Genomic DNA, 15,467 nt, shown 5'->3' on the forward strand with positions numbered 1-15,467 from the left:
AGTTAGTAAATTAGGGTTCTAATGAAAGAGAAATAATCCTATTTTTGTAAAAAAATTAAGTTCAATTGAAGGTCTATTTTTTAGGTACTGGTACTTCTCAAGGCATTCCGATTATCGGAATCGATCATCCCGTTTGTAAAAGCACTGATGCTAAGGATAAAAGGCTCCGTGTATCGATCTGGATTACATGGAACGAGCATTCATTTGTAATCGATTGCGGTCCTGATTTCAGACAGCAGATGCTTTCCTGCGGATGCCGCAGACTCGACGCTATTTTATTTACGCACGAACACGCAGATCATACTGCCGGTTTAGACGATATTCGTCCGTTTAACTTCAGACAGGGCGAAATTCCAATTTATGGTCATAAACGTGTTTTAGATAATCTAAGACGCCGTTTTGATTATGTTTTCGAAACGGTAAACAAATATCCGGGCGCTCCGAGCGTAAAAACGATCGAAGTAAAAAACAATGAGTCTTTTGCAGTTGGCGATAAAACAGCTATTCCTATAAATGCCATGCATGGCGATTTGCAGGTTTTTGGATACAGAATAGAAGATTTTGCCTATTTAACCGATGTCAAAACAATACAACAGGATGAAATTGATAAGCTTAAAGGTTTAAAAGTTTTGGTTGTAAATGCATTGCGTGTCGAGCCTCATGATACCCATTTTAACCTTCAGGAAGCACTGGATTTTATTAATCTGGTAAAACCTGAAAAAGCTTATTTAACCCATATTAGTCATGTTTTAGGTTTTCATGAAGAAGTGCAGAAACAACTTCCGGAAAACGTTTTCCTGGCTTACGATAATTTAGAAATTACAATTTAATTATACCACAAAATGAAAAAATCCTTAATGCTTTATCTTTTTATCCTTGCGATATTAATGAATGTTTTTACTTATATGTTTTACAGCCGCGAAGTAAAATTTGGGGAAGAAAGATATGAGAAAACAACTAAAAAGCTAAGAGACAGTATTAATTTAGTTTCGGCGAAATTAGCTGAAGCCGATTATTTTTCTTTGGAACATAACGAAAATGCACAAAATTATTTTGATAACAGTGCTTCTGGAGGAAAAGTGATTTTATATGAAAAACTGATTCCGGTGGTAACCGAGAAATTATTAGATTTTAATGCCAATCCAAAAGGAAATCCTTATACCGGCCAGGATCAAATAGGTCCAAATAAATTTATTATAAATAAAGTAAAAATTCTAAACCACCGTTGGATTATCGCAGATTACAGTAATGGCGAATTATGGGGAGAAGTCTTGTTAAAATACTTTGTTGATAATGATGATAACATTACCTTTGAGGTAAATCAAACCTGGTTATATCAAAAATAGGATTTTTAATCCTATTTTTTTTGACCCAATAAAATAGAATAGGATTATGAAAAAGATGTTTTTGTTTTCGATTATTGTAACCGCTGTAATATCTTCATGCGGTAAAAAAGTTTCTCAGGAAAATGTAACTCCAAAAGAAATAAAAAAAGAAGCTGTTGTTGGTGCCGATTCTGATTCTCACGGATGTAAAGCTTCTGCAGGATATACCTGGTCAACACTTAAAAAAGAATGCATTAGAGTTTTTGAAGGAACAAAATTATCGCATTACGACGACGGTAAGACATATACAACTGCTTCTTACGTAATTTTTGAAGGAAACAAAGCCGAACTTTTTCTGGACACTCAAAAAGAATCCATCATTTTAGAAAGAAAATCGGAAGGTGATTCGTGGATAAATGGCGATTGGCAGTTGATTCCGTGGAAAGGATATGTTTTGAAAAAAGAAGGTAAGATTGTTTATACCGGAAATTAAAAGTTTGCAGTATTCAGTCGTAGTCACAGTTTTCAGTATCGTATAACTGAAAACTGTGACTACGACTGAATACTAACCAAGAAGCCAATTCTTAAAATCAAAGAAATTTTGGGGCGCAACGCCGTGTCCAACTGGATATTCTTTGTATGTGACAGGAATATTTAATTTTTCTAAAATTGTCGGCGTTTTTCTTGCCCATTCAATTGGAATAACCTGATCTACAGTTCCGTGAGATGCAAATATTTTTAAGTTTTTAAAGTCGTTATTTTGATAACCTTCTTTGATAATTTCTTCATTAAAATAACCGCTCATTGCTACAACGCGCTGAATTTTTTCAGGATAAGAAAGTGCGACAGAATAACTCAAAATCGAACCTTGACTAAAACCAATTAAAGTTACATTATTGGCATCAATAGGGTAATTTGCAATCAATTCATCAACAAAAGAAGCAATTGCATCTCTTGACGTTTTAGCCTGCTCATTGTCTGAAAATTTATTCTGATCAGCATCGAAATTAATTGCATACCAGGCATAGGCACCATATTGCAAATCGTAAGGCGCTCTGGCAGAAATCACATAATAATTATCAGGAAGTTCAGACGCAAACGAAAATAAATCTGCCTCGTTACTGCCGTATCCGTGTAATAATAACAATAATGGATTTTTATCTAAAATTACTTTTGGTTCTTGTATTTTATATTCTAAAGATAGATTCATTTAATTGTGAATTGTAAATTAGTATTCAGTCGCAGTCTTAGTTTTCAGGGCGTTAAGTTGGAATTTGGAATTTTAAAATTGAAATTTTTCAAACCTCTATCCAATCTTTTTAAACCATTTTTGAAATAATTCCCCAACCAGAGGTATTGGTCTCATTTGTCCCTGAATTGCATTGAAAATACCAAAAGTCCACAGAATTGAAATACAAATCCACATTGGAAAAGTAATAAAAAAGCTGTCGAAATTACTGATAATGGCACCAAACGAAATAAAGGTTAAAGACAAGCCTAAAGCCTGACGAATGTGAAAAGATGCAAAACTGTTTTTGTTTTCAGAATTCATGCTCATGGCAATCAAAACGCCAATAATTAAAATATAACTGGTAATCGCAATTGACTTTCCTTCTTCGACTGTATTGTTCATTGTATTATTTTGTAACAAGTTGATTTTGATTTAAGATTCCGTAAACTGAACCTTTTAATTCTGTTCCTAAAAAAGCAGAATTTTTAGATTTTGAAAGAATATTTTCTTTCGTAAATATTGATTTTCCTTCTGTTGTAAATAAAGTAAAATTTGCTTTGGCACCTTCCTGGATTGTATTTTCTTCAAGCCCAAAAACAGCTCTTCCAAAAGTAAGTTTCGCTACAATAGTTTCAACAGGTAAAACTGTTAGCAAAGCTCCAAAAGCACTTTCTAAACCAATAGTTCCATTTTTAGCTGTATCAAATTCCATCTTTTTAAATTCAATATCAATCGGATTGTGGTCTGAAGTAATAATGTCGATGGTATGATCGGCAATTCCGTTCAATAAAGCCTGTCTGTCAACTTCTGTTCGTAATGGAGGCGTAACTTTAAAGCGGGTATCAAAACCGTCCAGTTTTTCATCGGTTAAAACCAAATGATGTACAGAGGCACTGCAGGTTACGTTTAAACCTTTTGCTTTTGCTTCACGAATCAATTGAACTGACTTTGCTGTAGAAATTGTCGGAATATGAAGTTTTCCACCGGTATATTCCAATAAAAATAAGTTTCTGGAAATCTGCAGTTCTTCGGCTAAATTCGGGATTCCTTTTAAACCTAGTCTGGTCGAGACAATTCCTTCATTTACAACGCCATTTCCTTTAATATTTGGATCTTGAGAATAAGCAATTACCAAACCGTCAAAATCCTGTACATATTGTAATGCAATTTTAAGCAAATTGGCATTATCGATGCTTTTATTATAATCTCCAAAAGCGATTGCCCCGGATTTTTTCATGTCAAAAAGTTCTGCCATATCTTTTCCTTCACTCGCTTTTGTTAAAGCACCAATTGGAAAAATTTCTGTTGCAAAACCGTTTGCTTTATTTTTTACAAAATTTACCTGAGACTGATTATCAATAACAGGATAAGAGTTGGGCTGGAGTGCGATTGCTGTAAAACCGCTTTTTGCCGCAGCATTTAATCCGTTTTCGATTGTTTCTCTGTCTTCATAACCCGGTTCGCCAAGCGAAACACTGCTGTCAAACCAGCCCGGAGAAACATGAAGATCGTCAAAACGTACAATTTCTGCATCGTCGTTTGGAAGTGAAATGCCAATTTTTTCGATTAAACCATCTGCAATTAAAAGATCAACAGTCTGGTTATGAAACGGACTTTTTGAGTCGATAATTTTGGCGCTTTTGATGATTATTTTCATATTTTGGATATTTATTTTATTCAAACATTAAATGTTTTATTTCTACTATTAAGTAATTAAGTTCATGGAGAGAACCTTAATTTTCTAATATTAAAAAAGTAAGTTCATACAGGAAAAACTTAATAATCTTAATGCCTTAATGGTGAAAACAAATTATTTTACAAATTTTATAATTGCCATTTCTAATGCTAAAAACAACAGTGCAAAGATAACAAACCATTTCCAAATTTGGCTGTCGGTTCGTTCAGTTTGTAACGTGTTAAAAATGGTCGAAATCGTATCGGCAGTTTTAAAATCAGAAACTACATTGGTATTTACCTGACTCAAATCGCTTTCGGTTCTTTTATAATTAAAACTTAAATTTTCGACATTTTCCTTTTTATCAAAAATGCTGTAATTTCCAGCGGTTTCAGGAAAATCATTAAAGGTTAATTTGACTTTATTATTCAAAATCTGCTGAATTGGAATAAATGAATCTTCTGTTCCCTTTACCTCCAAAATTGCATCTTTTGTCAATAATACATCAACAAAATAAGGTTTGTTGTTTCCTATTGTCAAAGCATTTACTCCCGTTTTTTGATTGTTTACTGCCATTTTGTAGAACAACGGAACAATTAAAGGCGATTGCTGAAAATTTGAATTTCCGCCATTTATTGGTGCTGAAAATACCGTAATTCCGGCAGTTGGATTTTGAATTGCTGTTACAAACGTACTTTGATCCTCAAAAGATAAAACAGCCGGATATGGGCTTGAGATATCAAATGAACTATTGGTTTTTGGGTATTGGAAATTCGTTATTTTATTCTCAAAAACACCGGAAAAAAGCGGATGATCAAAATTAATTTTTGTAATTAGCTTACTTTCAGTTTTAAGGCTATTAAACTGAACTTTTCCAAAATTTCCTAAAAAGGAATTCAGGTTTGAAATCGAACTTTTTTCAGAAGGAATAACAACTAAATTTCCTCCTTTGGAAACAAATGCTTTTAATGTTGTCTGCAAAGCCTGAGGGATTTCAACTAATTCGTTTAAGATTATCGTATTCTGTTTTTCCAAACTATTATAATCCAAGGAATTGATTGCATAATTATTGTAATTGAATTCGCCCGAAGTGTAAATTCTCGCTAAAAAAATACTTTTTTCAGGTTCACCGATACTGATTACATTTGCTTTTTTGTTTTTAGAAATGCTGAAAAACAATTTATTGTCATAAGTTAAACCATTGTCTTCAATGGAAACATAGCCGTGAAAAGCTTCTTTTGGAATGGTGAAATTAATCTTCTTTTTCTTTGTGTCAAAGTTGATAATTATTTTGGCAATCAGTTTGTTTTGATTGTATAAAGCTGTCGAAACCGGTTTGAAATCGTCTCCGTAACCAGATAAATCGACACTTATTTCGTAGAAATTTTCTAACGTCTGATTGATATAAACGCTGTCAATTGAAATATTGTTTTTTTGTTCGGCTTCCGGAATTATGAAATATGGTTTTTCTTCAGACTCAATAGTTGCAATATCATTTTCCTTTAACCCAACGGCATCAGAAATAATAACGATATCTTTTTTATGTGCCGTTTTGTGTGCTTTTACTTTTGCCATAATCGACGAAAGTTCAAATGGTGCTGCGCTGTATTTTAGATTTTGCAAAGAACTTTTAACCGATTTGATATCAGTATTCCAATAATTTTCTGTGTTGGTAAGTAAAGAAAACTGAGCGGTTTCCGGCGTATTTTCCAGTAATTCCTGAACGGCACGTTTTAATAATTCTCCTTTTTTGCCTTTTGCCTGCATACTAAACGAATTATCCAGAATGATATACATTTCGTTTGATGCATTTTTGCTGTCTCTGGCTTCAAAAAAAGGCTGTGCAAAAGCGATAATAGCGCAGGTAAGTAATAGAAGGCGCGTGGCCAGCAGCAATCGTTTTTTAATTTTTGAACTTTTGCGGGTCTGAATGGCGAGTTCTTTTAAGAAACGAACATTCGTAAAATAAGATGTTTTAAAACGTCGTAATTGAAATAAATGAACCAAAATTGGAACAATCAATAAAAAAAGAAAGTATAGAATTTCGGGATGTTTAAAGTGCATTCTGGCTTTGATTTACTTCGCTGTTATTTTTATTTTGCAAAGATGTTGGTCAAAAATACAAATTAAAAATTATTTAAACCATATAAGTTCATTTAACAGATTGTAAGTATTGTCAGAAATAAATGAAATGGACTTAATTGACTTCTTCAACACTTAGAAATGTCTGAAAAATGTAACTTTTGTAATTTCTTTTGTAACAAAGCTGCTATTTAAAAAAGATATTATTCCTTATTTTAGCATATTCAAAAAACAAATTATGAAAAAAATATATGTAGTATTATTTTCAGCTTTGGCAGTCACAACTGCAGAAGCTCAAAAGAAATTTAACTTATTGGTTGGAACTTATACCAATACATGTCAGAGCAACGGGATTTATGTATATGAATTTGATGCAGTTTCTGGTGACTTTAAACTTAAAAATTCTTCGGAGAATGTTGTAAGTCCGAGTTATTTATCTGTTTCGGCAGACAATAAATTTATTTATGCCGTAAACGAAAACGGGACACAAAGTGCTGTGAGCGCTTTTGGATATGATTCAAAAACTGGAAAAATTAAACCTATAAATTCTAATGCTTCTTTAGGCGCAGATCCTTGTCATTTAATAAATGATGACAAAAATGTAATTGCTGCTAATTATTCTGGCGGAAGTATTGCTGTGTTTAAGAAAAATGCCGACGGAAGTATTACAGAAGGACAGCAATTGATTCAGCATGAAGGGAAAGGACCAAATGCGGCGCGTCAGGAAAAAGCGCATGTGCATATGGTAATGTTTTCTCCAGATAAAAAGTTTGTTTTATCGAATGATTTAGGTCTGGATAAAATTTTTATTTATAAGTATAATGCAGGCGCAGCGCATGAAATCTTAACCCTAAAAGGAAGTGTTGAGGTCAAAAAAGGAAGCGGGCCAAGACATTTAACGTTTAGTAAAGATGGCAGATTCGTGTATTTAGTTCAGGAATTAGACGGTACTTTGACCACTTTAAGTTATGATAAAAGCGGAAGTCTGAAAATAATTGCAGAAACCAGTATTTTGCCAAAAGATTTCAAGGGCGGAACTGGCGCAGCAGCGATTAAAATTTCGCCAGACGGCGCTTTTTTATATGTATCTGACCGCGTAGATGCTAACTTGATTTCGGTTTATAAAATTCTTAAAGACGGAGCTTTAGAATTGGTGGAGCAGGTAAGTACTTTAGGAAAAGGTCCAAGAGATTTCGCAATTGACCCTACAGGGAATTATCTTTTAGTCGGACATCAATACACTAATGATATTATTATTTTTAAAAGAGACAAATCTACAGGAAAACTTACTGATACTAAAAAGAAAATCGAGTTGTGTTCTCCGGTAGGACTGGTTTTTACAAAGATTTAGTTTTTTTAAGTTTCTAAGATACTGAGCTGCTAAAGCTCTAAGATAAAGGCTCAAAGATTTAAATAATTAAATCTTTGAGCCTTTATTAATATTGAAAATAAAAATTTAGCGGCTTAGAATCTTAGCCTCTTAGAAACTTTTAAAAAAAAACTATTTGTCTTTGTCTTTTCTTTTTTTATCTCTGGTTTTAAGCATATTTCTATTAACAGAACCATGCGTTTTCTTTTTGGTTTTTGATGGTCCTCCAAGATTTACTTTTTTGTTCTTTTTAGATTTTTCGTGAAATGCGCCATCACCTTCAAGTTTTACTTTTTTCATTAAAAACTTAATGGGCTGTTTGTCTTTTTCAGGTTCAATTAATTTAGATGAAATTTCTACTTCTTCAGGAAAATCAGTGATTTCAAGTTCCAGATTCATTAAAACTTCCACTTCAATTTTAGATTCTTCTTCTCTTGGAGTAACAAAGCTAATAGCGGTTCCTGTGGCATCTGCACGACCTGTACGACCAATTCTGTGCATGTATAATTCAGGTTCTTCCGGCATTTCAAAATTGATTACATGCGAAATATCAGAAATATCAAGACCTCTCGCCATAATATCAGTTGTGATTAATCCACGAAGGTTTCCTTCCTGAAATTCTGCCATTGTACTCAAACGATAATTTTGAGATTTATTAGAGTGAATTACCCCAAACTGACCGTCAAAATCTTCTTCAATGCGTGTATGCAGCATATCAGAGATTTTTTTATTGTTTACGAAAACCAAAACACGATCCATGGTTTCGTCTGTCTGCAGTAAATGTTTTAGAAGATTTACTTTTGTATTAAAATTTGGTACATTATATGTAACCTGCGTAATTTTTTCAAGCGGTGTTCCGGATGCTGCAAGTGTAACCTCTTCAGGAAAATCAAAATAATCGTTCAAAATATCATCCACTTCATCTGTCATTGTTGCAGAGAACAATATATTTTGACGTTTGGTTTTCATCATCGCTAAAAGCGAAGTCAGCTGAGGGCGGAAACCAAGATTCAGCATTTCGTCAAATTCGTCGATTACTAATTTTTGAGTTTCATCAAAACGAACAACAGCGTCTAAAGCTAAATCCATTGTACGTCCGGGAGTACCAACTAAAATATCTACACCTTCGTAAACAGCTTTTTTCTGTGTATTAATATTTACGCCACCGTAAATTCCAAGGGTTTTAACCGACATGTATTTAGTCAGTTTTTCAACTTCTTCCACAACCTGAACTACTAATTCACGGGTTGGAACAAGTACCACAATCTTTGGTGTATTGGTGTTTGTGAATTTGTAAAGTTTTAAAAGCGGTAACAAATATGCAAATGTTTTACCGGTTCCGGTTTGTGCAATTCCCATCATATCACGTCCAGACATGATTACAGAGAAAGATTTTTCCTGAATAGGAGTTGGCGTAACAAAACCTAATTCGTCAACTGCTTTTTGTAATGATTTTGGAAGATTGAATTTTTCGAAAGTGCTCATTTGCATTAAATTTTGTGCAAATGTACGTTAAATTCATGGTTTTTTGCTGATTTTGTAATTTTAGATATTCTATCATCATTTTCATTATCATCCTGAGAGATGTTAAAGAACTTGATAATTACAGCTTTGACTTCAACTTCGCTCAGCCTTATAACGATTGGAGTAACTTAAAATCCTTCAAAAACGCCTAACCCAAAAAGTGCAAAATCATATTTTACAGGATCTTGTGCGTCCATTTCACGAAGTTTTTTATCTAATTCTGCCAATGCTTTTGCATCGTTCTGCTTTCGCGAAAGAATGCCAAGTTTGCGCGCAACATTTCCGGAATGAACATCTAGCGGACAGGATAATACAGCTGGAGAAATACTTTTCCAGATTCCTAAATCGACACCTTTTGCATCCTGACGGACCATCCAGCGTAAATACATGTTGATTCGTTTTGCTGCCGAATTGTTCAGCGGGTCTGAAATATGTTTTTGAGTTCGGGCTAAATGATCGATTTCGAAAAAAATCTTTTTGAATTCACTTATACTTTTCTGCAGGCTGTCTTTTTCCTGATTTTTAGCAAATACAGCTTCCAGTCCGTTGTGATTTTTGTAGATATGCTGAAGCCCTTTTATAAAACTTCCAAAATCCTTTCCGTTGAACGTACGGTGAACAAAGGTTTCTAAATCGGCCAGATTGTCTTCTGAATGTGACATGACAAAATCATAAGGTGCATTTCCCATTAATTCCATCATTTTATGTGAATTCCGGATAATCATTTTGCGATTTCCCCACGCAATTGAAGCACTCAGAAAACCGGCAATTTCAACATCTTCTTTTTGAGAAAACAAATGCGGAATTTGTACAGGATCGCTTTCAATAAAATCCTGATTATTATATTGAATGACTTTTTCGTCAAGAAATTCTTTGAGTTCTTTTTGATTCATGTTTAAAATGAAAGTTCTTTTATTCGATTGCCCTAGCCCTGATGGGAGCGGCATCCTTTTGTTTTTTTCTTTAAAAAACAAAAGATACAGCGGACAGCAGGAAACAGCTCCTAATTACTAATCTGGCCATCGACCATAACCAGTTTTCTGTCGGCCATGTTGGCTAATTCTTCGTTGTGAGTTACAATAACAAAAGTCTGCCCGAATTCATCGCGAAGCTTAAAAAACAGTTGGTGTAAATTTTCGGCAGAATGTGTGTCGAGATTTCCAGATGGTTCATCGGCAAAAATAACATCGGGTTTGTTGATTAAAGCTCTTGCCACAGCAACACGTTGTTGTTCTCCGCCCGAAAGTTCGCTTGGTTTATGATTGATCCTGTGTGATAAACCTAAATATTCTAGAATTCTTTTGGCTTCTTTTTCCGTTTCTGCTTTTGGTTTATTGGTCATGAAAGCCGGAATACAAACGTTTTCTAAAGCCGTGAATTCAGGTAATAATTGATGAAACTGAAAAATAAAGCCGAGGTTTAAATTCCTGAAGTTGGATAGTACTTTATCTTGTTTGTTTTTCTTTTTAAAATAGCTGTTATAATAAACAAGCATTGAAAATATGGGTAAAAATAAAACTCCAATTGTTATGTATCTCAAGGTATCATCCAGAATTTTATTTCTAAACAGCAATAAAAAAACAGTTAGAATTACAATATAACCGGTTCCAAGCCAGGTTATAATTTTAAATGTTTTTTCTCGTTTGGTGTTATCATTTTCAATATCCTGCAGTTTCAGAATGTTTTCGCCGTTGATTGTAAGTGATGATTCCGGATTTCTTTCGGGAATGTCCAATGTTCCTAAAATCTGAAGTAAGGTTGTTTTTCCGGCACCGGAAGCGCCAACAATCGAAACAATTTCGCCTTTTTTAATATGTAAATCAACTCCCTTTAAAACCTCTAGTTTATCGTAGAATTTATGTATGTTTTTTGCGTGTATCATTTATTGAAACTGTTTTTACAAAGAAACGAAGATTATGGTTAGAATCAAATTTCAAATCTTAAATTACAAATACAATAATTGGGAATTATAAAATTAAAAAATCAGCTCTTTTCCTGATATGGGAATTTTGAAATTAAATTTAATGTCTGAATAAAATGAGATTCATAAATTATTTTTAATTTTCGGACGAACTCAAATCAAACTTAAAATGCAGGATTTAAATGTTGTAGAAGATAACAGAATGTCAAAATTAATCATTGGTTTAATTTTGGACGGCGTTGGTATGCTGACTTATTCTGTTTTTGGACTTGCTGAATTTGGAGACATTATCTGGGCTCCAATTGCAGCTCTTATCATGACCCGAATGTATAAAGGAAGGGTAGGAAAGGTTGCGGGTGTTTTAACATTTCTGGAAGAAATACTTCCGTTTACAGATGTAATTCCGTCCTTTACCCTTACATGGATTTATACTTATTTCTTTTCCAGAGAAAGAATGAAAGTTTAGTCTTTAAATAAAAATCCTAACCCCATATTTTTGAGCATTTTCTTTTCGAAATTCCAAAAGAATCTGTACTGCCCAAAGACTGTGCCTATTACAACTAATAAAACCTGATAGATTGGAAAAATTATAAGCAGTCGAATTAAGGTAAACCATCCTCCAAAATCTTCTTTGGTAATTCCTAACCAAACGCAAAAGGGTTTAGAAAGCCACGCAGAAGCCGATCCTGTGATGGCAAAAACGATAAATATTATAATGGCTTGTAGGTTTGAGGTAATTCCCCAGCGTTCTTTTAGTTTATTCATTGCTATTTGTAATGATTACAAATATAGTAATTATCTTGAAGGAACATACCCCCAAAGTTTTTGTTTGTAAGTATTTTGAAAATAAATCATGTAATTGTAAATTAAGTAGTTTACCTCGTAACCGTAGTGAATGTCCGGACGATAATTAATTGACATTTCGTATAAATTAGGATTGTATCGCTGTGGCTGCAGAACGCGGCTGTTCCATTCTGTTATATACAAGTTATTTTTGTTTTCAAGATATTCTAATGAATGATAATTTCTGGGATATGCTCTTGAAGCCAGCCATGAGCTAAAACCGTTATCGATAATTATTACTTCATATTCCAAAGAATCATTTGCGATTCGGACCGTATCACTAATTTTTTTATTTGCAGTAGTATTATCTGCGCTGGCAATATTTTGCGAAGCTGTAGAACAAGCAATTATTGTTAATAATATAATTAATATAGAAATACACTTTTTCATAACTCTCTCCCTTTTCAGACTTAAAGTTACGATTTTTTTTTAAGATGCTAAGGTTCTGAGGTGCTAAGATTCTAAGATCTTTTTAAAATAGGTGCTAAGGTTCTAAGATGCTAAGAATCTAAGATTTTTTTTAAGATGGTCAAATATTAAGCTTCTGGGGTTCTAAGTTTTTTCATTTTTAAATAAAAAAGCTGTTTATATATAAACAGCTTTTGGTTATTTTTATCAGAATCTTAGGACCTTAGCATCTTAGTCCCTCAGAACATTTATTTACTTCCAAATAATTTCCCAATAAATCCGGCGATACCGCCTTTGCTTTTTGTTACTACCAGCACATCTGCAACATCTACTTTTCCGTCATTGTTTTGGTCAAGCCCAAATTGCATTCCGTATTTTGAGATCGTATCCATGATTCCTGATGCTTGTGTACTGTTTCCGGAAATGGCCGAAATTATATCAGAGATTTGAAAACTATTGTCGTTTGGATCTTTTGCTTTATTTACTAAAGAATTTAAAACCTGTGGAATCATGTTTGAAGCAACTCCTGTAGAATCTACGCTGCTTAAACCAAATTTCTCGCCAAGAGTGTCACTCAATTGGTGCTGGATTTTCTGAACTACAGGGTTGGTGCTGTCTATTGCCTGGTTTCCACTAAATAATCCGGCTAGTTGTTCTCCTCCGCCTTCGGCAACAATTTTTTGCAGACTGCTAAATATGGAGGAGCTAGTTTCGCCAATTACAGCTTCATTGTGTTCATCTGGAACGGCAGCATTATTGACAACAGCATCGCCACCGTATTGTCTTACTAATTGTGTTAATTGTTCAAACATGATTTCGATAATTAGGGATTAGAAATCAAATTTAGTTAAAAAAAGAAAGGGATTTATTAAACGATGTTAATAAATCCCTTCTTAAATATTTTATTTATAGTTTATTAGCTTAATAGAGTAATAATTTGTGAAGCTAATTCAGTACCAATTCTGTCTTGTGCTTCTCCTGTTGCAGCTCCAATGTGAGGTGTCAAAGAGATTTTAGGGTGCATCAGGATTGCCATTTCTGGTTTTGGCTCACTTTCGAAAACGTCTAAACCTGCAAAAGCAACTTTGCCTGAATCTAAAGCTTTTACCAAAGCTACTTCGTCAATAACTCCACCGCGGGCACAGTTTACAATTCCCACGCCGTCTTTCATAATTGCAAGTTCTTTTTGTCCAATGATGTAACCATCCTGGGCAGGAACGTGTAAAGTAATGAAGTCAGCTTCTTTAAATAAAGATTCTAAAGATTGAGAAACTACTTTTGTAGTAATGGATTGTCCGTCAAAAAATTCAACTTTAATATCTACTTCCGGAATAAAACTATCTGCAGCGATAACTTTCATTCCAAGACCAAGCGCCATTTTTGCAGTTGCCTGACCAATACGGCCAATACCAACAATTCCAAGCGTTTTTCCTCTTAATTCAATACCATTTGCGTATGCTTTTTTCAGACCGTCAAAGTTTGAATCTCCTTCAAGAGGCATATTTCTGTTAGAATCATGTAAAAAACGAACACCAGAAAATAAGTGTCCGAATACCAGTTCAGCAACAGATTCTGAAGATGAAGCAGGAGTGTTAATTACATGGATCCCTTTGCTTTTAGCATAATCAACATCGATATTATCCATACCAACACCACCACGACCGATGATTTTGATACCAGGACAAGCATCGATAATATCTTTACGAACTTTAGTAGCACTACGAACTAAAATTACGCTTACATTATTTTCATTGATAAAGTTAGCTACTTGTTCCTGAGCTACTTTTGTAGTTATAACTTCAAATCCGCCTTTTTCTAAGGCCAGAATTCCACTTTTAGAAATTCCGTCATTTGCTAATACTTTCATTTTAGGTTTATGTGTTTATTTGGTTAATCGTTAAATTGTTTAATCGATCGACCAGACTATTTTATATTTTTCTTTTTGATATTATAAAGGAAACATTTTACGATTAACCGATTAAACAAATTAACGATTAACCGAAAACATTAAACTTTACTTTCAAGTGCTTTCATTACATCAACTAAAACCTGAACACTTTCGATTGGCATAGCGTTGTAAATAGAAGCTCTGTAACCACCCACAGAACGGTGTCCTGGCAATCCTGAAATATTTGCGGCTTTCCATAAAGCGTCAAAAGTTTCCGTATGATCCGGGTTGTTTAATAAGAAAGTCACGTTCATTTTAGAACGGTCTTCAATAGCTGCAGCACCTTTAAATAATGGGTTTCTGTCGATTTCTGCATACAGTAAATCTGCTTTTGCATTGTTTAATTTTTCAACAGCAGCAATTCCACCTTTTTCTTTAATCCATTGTAATGTTAATAAAGAAACATATACAGAAAAAACAGGCGGAGTATTGTACATACTTTCTGCTTTGATATGTTTAGCATAATCTAACATACTAGGAATTGTTCTTCCGTTTTTGCCTAAGATTTCTTCTTTAACTACTACAAGAGTTGTTCCTGCAGGACCCATATTTTTCTGAGCTCCGGCATAGATTAAGTCGAATTTTGAGAAATCTAATTCGCGTGAGAAAATATCAGAACTCATATCACAAACTACAGGAATATTTGTAGCTGGAAAATCATTCATTTGAGTTCCAAAAATGGTATTATTGCTTGTACAGTGAAAATAATCAGCATCGGCTGGTATTTCGTAACCTTTTGGAATGTGAGTATAATTATCATCTTTTGAAGAAGCTACAACAATAGTTTCTCCAAAAAGTTTAGCTTCTTTAATAGCCGCAGTTGCCCACGTACCTGAATCTAAGTAAGCCGCTTTTCCGTTTTCTTTCATCAGGTTGTAAGGAGCCATCAGGAATGCAGTACTTGCACCGCCTTGTAAAAACAAAGCCTGATATCCTTTTCCCTGAAGTCCTAATAATTCTAAAGCCAGCGAACGAGCTTCATCCATAACAGCAACAAAATCTTTGCTTCGGTGCGAGATTTCAAGAATTGATAATCCTGAATCATTAAAATTTAAAATTGCTTTTGATGCCTTCTCAAAAACTTCCTGAGGTAAAATACTTGGTCCTGCGCTGTAGTTGTGTTTTTTCATGGTTGTTGTTA

The 15,467-nt window shown here is 33.9% G+C and carries 16 protein-coding genes and 2 pseudogenes; 5 read left to right on the plus strand and 13 right to left on the minus strand.

Annotation, left to right across the window (positions count from 1 at the left end; all coding sequences use genetic code 11):
• Positions 1-65 precede the first annotated feature (65 nt).
• From ASE21_RS09635 to ASE21_RS09645, 3 genes are read left to right on the plus strand one after another with little or no spacing between them, the layout of a single operon-like run.
• On the plus strand, positions 66-830 hold the full coding sequence (locus tag ASE21_RS09635; RefSeq protein WP_057122431.1) for an MBL fold metallo-hydrolase: 765 nt from the start codon (positions 66-68) through the stop codon (positions 828-830).
• A gap of 12 nt (positions 831-842) precedes the next feature.
• A complete protein-coding gene (locus ASE21_RS09640; protein ID WP_057122432.1) occupies positions 843-1,346 on the plus strand; it encodes a hypothetical protein in 504 nt (167 codons plus the stop codon).
• A gap of 46 nt (positions 1,347-1,392) precedes the next feature.
• Positions 1,393-1,818 (plus strand): hypothetical protein, encoded by a 426-nt coding sequence (locus ASE21_RS09645; protein WP_242410246.1) that lies wholly within the window; start codon positions 1,393-1,395, stop codon positions 1,816-1,818.
• 72 nt (positions 1,819-1,890) lie between these two features.
• Here the strand turns inward: ASE21_RS09645 and ASE21_RS09650 are convergent, their stop codons facing one another.
• From ASE21_RS09650 to ASE21_RS09665, 4 genes are all read right to left on the minus strand, one after another.
• On the minus strand, positions 1,891-2,535 hold the full coding sequence (locus tag ASE21_RS09650; RefSeq protein ID WP_057122434.1) for an alpha/beta hydrolase: 645 nt from the start codon (positions 2,533-2,535) through the stop codon (positions 1,891-1,893).
• Positions 2,536-2,631: 96 nt separating this feature from the next.
• Positions 2,632-2,958: a hypothetical protein gene (locus tag ASE21_RS09655; RefSeq protein WP_057123169.1), complete on the minus strand. Its 327-nt coding sequence runs from the start codon at positions 2,956-2,958 to the stop codon at positions 2,632-2,634.
• 4 nt (positions 2,959-2,962) lie between these two features.
• The gene (locus tag ASE21_RS09660; RefSeq protein WP_057122435.1) at positions 2,963-4,213 is read right to left on the minus strand and encodes a dihydroorotase; all 1,251 of its coding nucleotides are present in this window, start codon (positions 4,211-4,213) and stop codon (positions 2,963-2,965) included.
• 153 nt (positions 4,214-4,366) lie between these two features.
• On the minus strand, positions 4,367-6,295 hold the full coding sequence (locus ASE21_RS09665; protein ID WP_057122436.1) for a vWA domain-containing protein: 1,929 nt from the start codon (positions 6,293-6,295) through the stop codon (positions 4,367-4,369).
• A 256-nt stretch (positions 6,296-6,551) separates the two neighbouring features.
• Between ASE21_RS09665 and ASE21_RS09670 the strand changes: the two genes are divergently transcribed.
• The gene (locus ASE21_RS09670; RefSeq protein ID WP_057122437.1) at positions 6,552-7,664 is read left to right on the plus strand and encodes a lactonase family protein; all 1,113 of its coding nucleotides are present in this window, start codon (positions 6,552-6,554) and stop codon (positions 7,662-7,664) included.
• Positions 7,665-7,814: 150 nt separating this feature from the next.
• Here ASE21_RS09670 and ASE21_RS09675 read toward each other — a convergent pair whose 3' ends face one another.
• The 4 genes and pseudogenes from ASE21_RS09675 to ASE21_RS22275 form a co-directional block, all read right to left on the minus strand.
• Complete coding sequence (locus ASE21_RS09675; protein WP_057122438.1) at positions 7,815-9,167, minus strand: DEAD/DEAH box helicase; 1,353 nt, start codon at positions 9,165-9,167, stop codon at positions 7,815-7,817.
• Between the two features lie 167 nt (positions 9,168-9,334).
• The gene (locus tag ASE21_RS09680; RefSeq protein WP_057122439.1) at positions 9,335-10,099 is read right to left on the minus strand and encodes a TIGR02757 family protein; all 765 of its coding nucleotides are present in this window, start codon (positions 10,097-10,099) and stop codon (positions 9,335-9,337) included.
• Between the two features lie 110 nt (positions 10,100-10,209).
• Positions 10,210-10,659: pseudogene (locus tag ASE21_RS22270) on the minus strand (ABC transporter ATP-binding protein); the annotation flags it as partial.
• 204 nt (positions 10,660-10,863) lie between these two features.
• Positions 10,864-11,088: pseudogene (locus ASE21_RS22275) on the minus strand (ATP-binding cassette domain-containing protein); the annotation flags it as partial.
• Positions 11,089-11,296: 208 nt separating this feature from the next.
• On the opposite strand from ASE21_RS22275, the gene ASE21_RS09690 reads away from it, so the two are divergent.
• The gene (locus ASE21_RS09690) at positions 11,297-11,593 is read left to right on the plus strand and encodes a hypothetical protein (protein ID WP_057122442.1); all 297 of its coding nucleotides are present in this window, start codon (positions 11,297-11,299) and stop codon (positions 11,591-11,593) included.
• Here the strand turns inward: ASE21_RS09690 and ASE21_RS09695 are convergent.
• From ASE21_RS09695 to serC, 5 genes are all read right to left on the minus strand, one after another.
• Positions 11,590-11,892 carry a DUF6787 family protein gene (locus ASE21_RS09695; RefSeq protein ID WP_057122444.1) on the minus strand — a complete coding sequence of 101 codons (303 nt, stop codon included), beginning with the start codon at positions 11,890-11,892 and terminating at the stop codon, positions 11,590-11,592. The two genes, ASE21_RS09690 and ASE21_RS09695, sit on opposite strands and share 4 nt — an antisense overlap.
• 30 nt (positions 11,893-11,922) lie before the next feature.
• The gene (locus tag ASE21_RS09700) at positions 11,923-12,360 is read right to left on the minus strand and encodes a DUF6146 family protein (RefSeq protein WP_057122446.1); all 438 of its coding nucleotides are present in this window, start codon (positions 12,358-12,360) and stop codon (positions 11,923-11,925) included.
• A gap of 266 nt (positions 12,361-12,626) precedes the next feature.
• Positions 12,627-13,190, minus strand: coding sequence for a hypothetical protein (locus tag ASE21_RS09705; RefSeq protein ID WP_057122448.1), 564 nt, complete (start codon positions 13,188-13,190; stop codon positions 12,627-12,629).
• Positions 13,191-13,294: 104 nt separating this feature from the next.
• Complete coding sequence (locus ASE21_RS09710; protein WP_057122449.1) at positions 13,295-14,245, minus strand: D-2-hydroxyacid dehydrogenase; 951 nt, start codon at positions 14,243-14,245, stop codon at positions 13,295-13,297.
• A 140-nt stretch (positions 14,246-14,385) separates the two neighbouring features.
• Positions 14,386-15,456 carry a 3-phosphoserine/phosphohydroxythreonine transaminase gene (serC, locus tag ASE21_RS09715; protein WP_057122451.1) on the minus strand — a complete coding sequence of 357 codons (1,071 nt, stop codon included), beginning with the start codon at positions 15,454-15,456 and terminating at the stop codon, positions 14,386-14,388.
• Between the last annotated feature and the right edge of the window lie 11 nt (positions 15,457-15,467).

Source organism: Flavobacterium sp. Root901, assembly GCF_001429765.1.
Taxonomy (GTDB): Bacteria; Bacteroidota; Bacteroidia; order Flavobacteriales; family Flavobacteriaceae; genus Flavobacterium.

What these genes read in the sequence shown, in the direction of transcription:
- ASE21_RS09705 (WP_057122448.1), bottom strand. Translation starts at nt 13,190, where the DNA reads ATGTTTGAACAATTAACACAATTAGTAAGACAATACGGTGGCGATGCT.
- ASE21_RS09655 (WP_057123169.1), bottom strand. Translation starts at nt 2,958, where the DNA reads ATGAACAATACAGTCGAAGAAGGAAAGTCAATTGCGATTACCAGTTAT.
- ASE21_RS09645 (WP_242410246.1), top strand. Translation starts at nt 1,393, where the DNA reads ATGAAAAAGATGTTTTTGTTTTCGATTATTGTAACCGCTGTAATATCT.
- ASE21_RS09640 (WP_057122432.1), top strand. Translation starts at nt 843, where the DNA reads ATGAAAAAATCCTTAATGCTTTATCTTTTTATCCTTGCGATATTAATG.
- ASE21_RS09690 (WP_057122442.1), top strand. Translation starts at nt 11,297, where the DNA reads ATGCAGGATTTAAATGTTGTAGAAGATAACAGAATGTCAAAATTAATC.
- ASE21_RS09650 (WP_057122434.1), bottom strand. Translation starts at nt 2,535, where the DNA reads ATGAATCTATCTTTAGAATATAAAATACAAGAACCAAAAGTAATTTTA.
- ASE21_RS09700 (WP_057122446.1), bottom strand. Translation starts at nt 12,360, where the DNA reads ATGAAAAAGTGTATTTCTATATTAATTATATTATTAACAATAATTGCT.
- ASE21_RS09665 (WP_057122436.1), bottom strand. Translation starts at nt 6,295, where the DNA reads ATGCACTTTAAACATCCCGAAATTCTATACTTTCTTTTTTTATTGATT.
- ASE21_RS09675 (WP_057122438.1), bottom strand. Translation starts at nt 9,167, where the DNA reads ATGAGCACTTTCGAAAAATTCAATCTTCCAAAATCATTACAAAAAGCA.
- ASE21_RS09695 (WP_057122444.1), bottom strand. Translation starts at nt 11,892, where the DNA reads ATGAATAAACTAAAAGAACGCTGGGGAATTACCTCAAACCTACAAGCC.
- serC (WP_057122451.1), bottom strand. Translation starts at nt 15,456, where the DNA reads ATGAAAAAACACAACTACAGCGCAGGACCAAGTATTTTACCTCAGGAA.
- ASE21_RS09670 (WP_057122437.1), top strand. Translation starts at nt 6,552, where the DNA reads ATGAAAAAAATATATGTAGTATTATTTTCAGCTTTGGCAGTCACAACT.
- ASE21_RS09660 (WP_057122435.1), bottom strand. Translation starts at nt 4,213, where the DNA reads ATGAAAATAATCATCAAAAGCGCCAAAATTATCGACTCAAAAAGTCCG.
- ASE21_RS09710 (WP_057122449.1), bottom strand. Translation starts at nt 14,245, where the DNA reads ATGAAAGTATTAGCAAATGACGGAATTTCTAAAAGTGGAATTCTGGCC.
- ASE21_RS09680 (WP_057122439.1), bottom strand. Translation starts at nt 10,099, where the DNA reads ATGAATCAAAAAGAACTCAAAGAATTTCTTGACGAAAAAGTCATTCAA.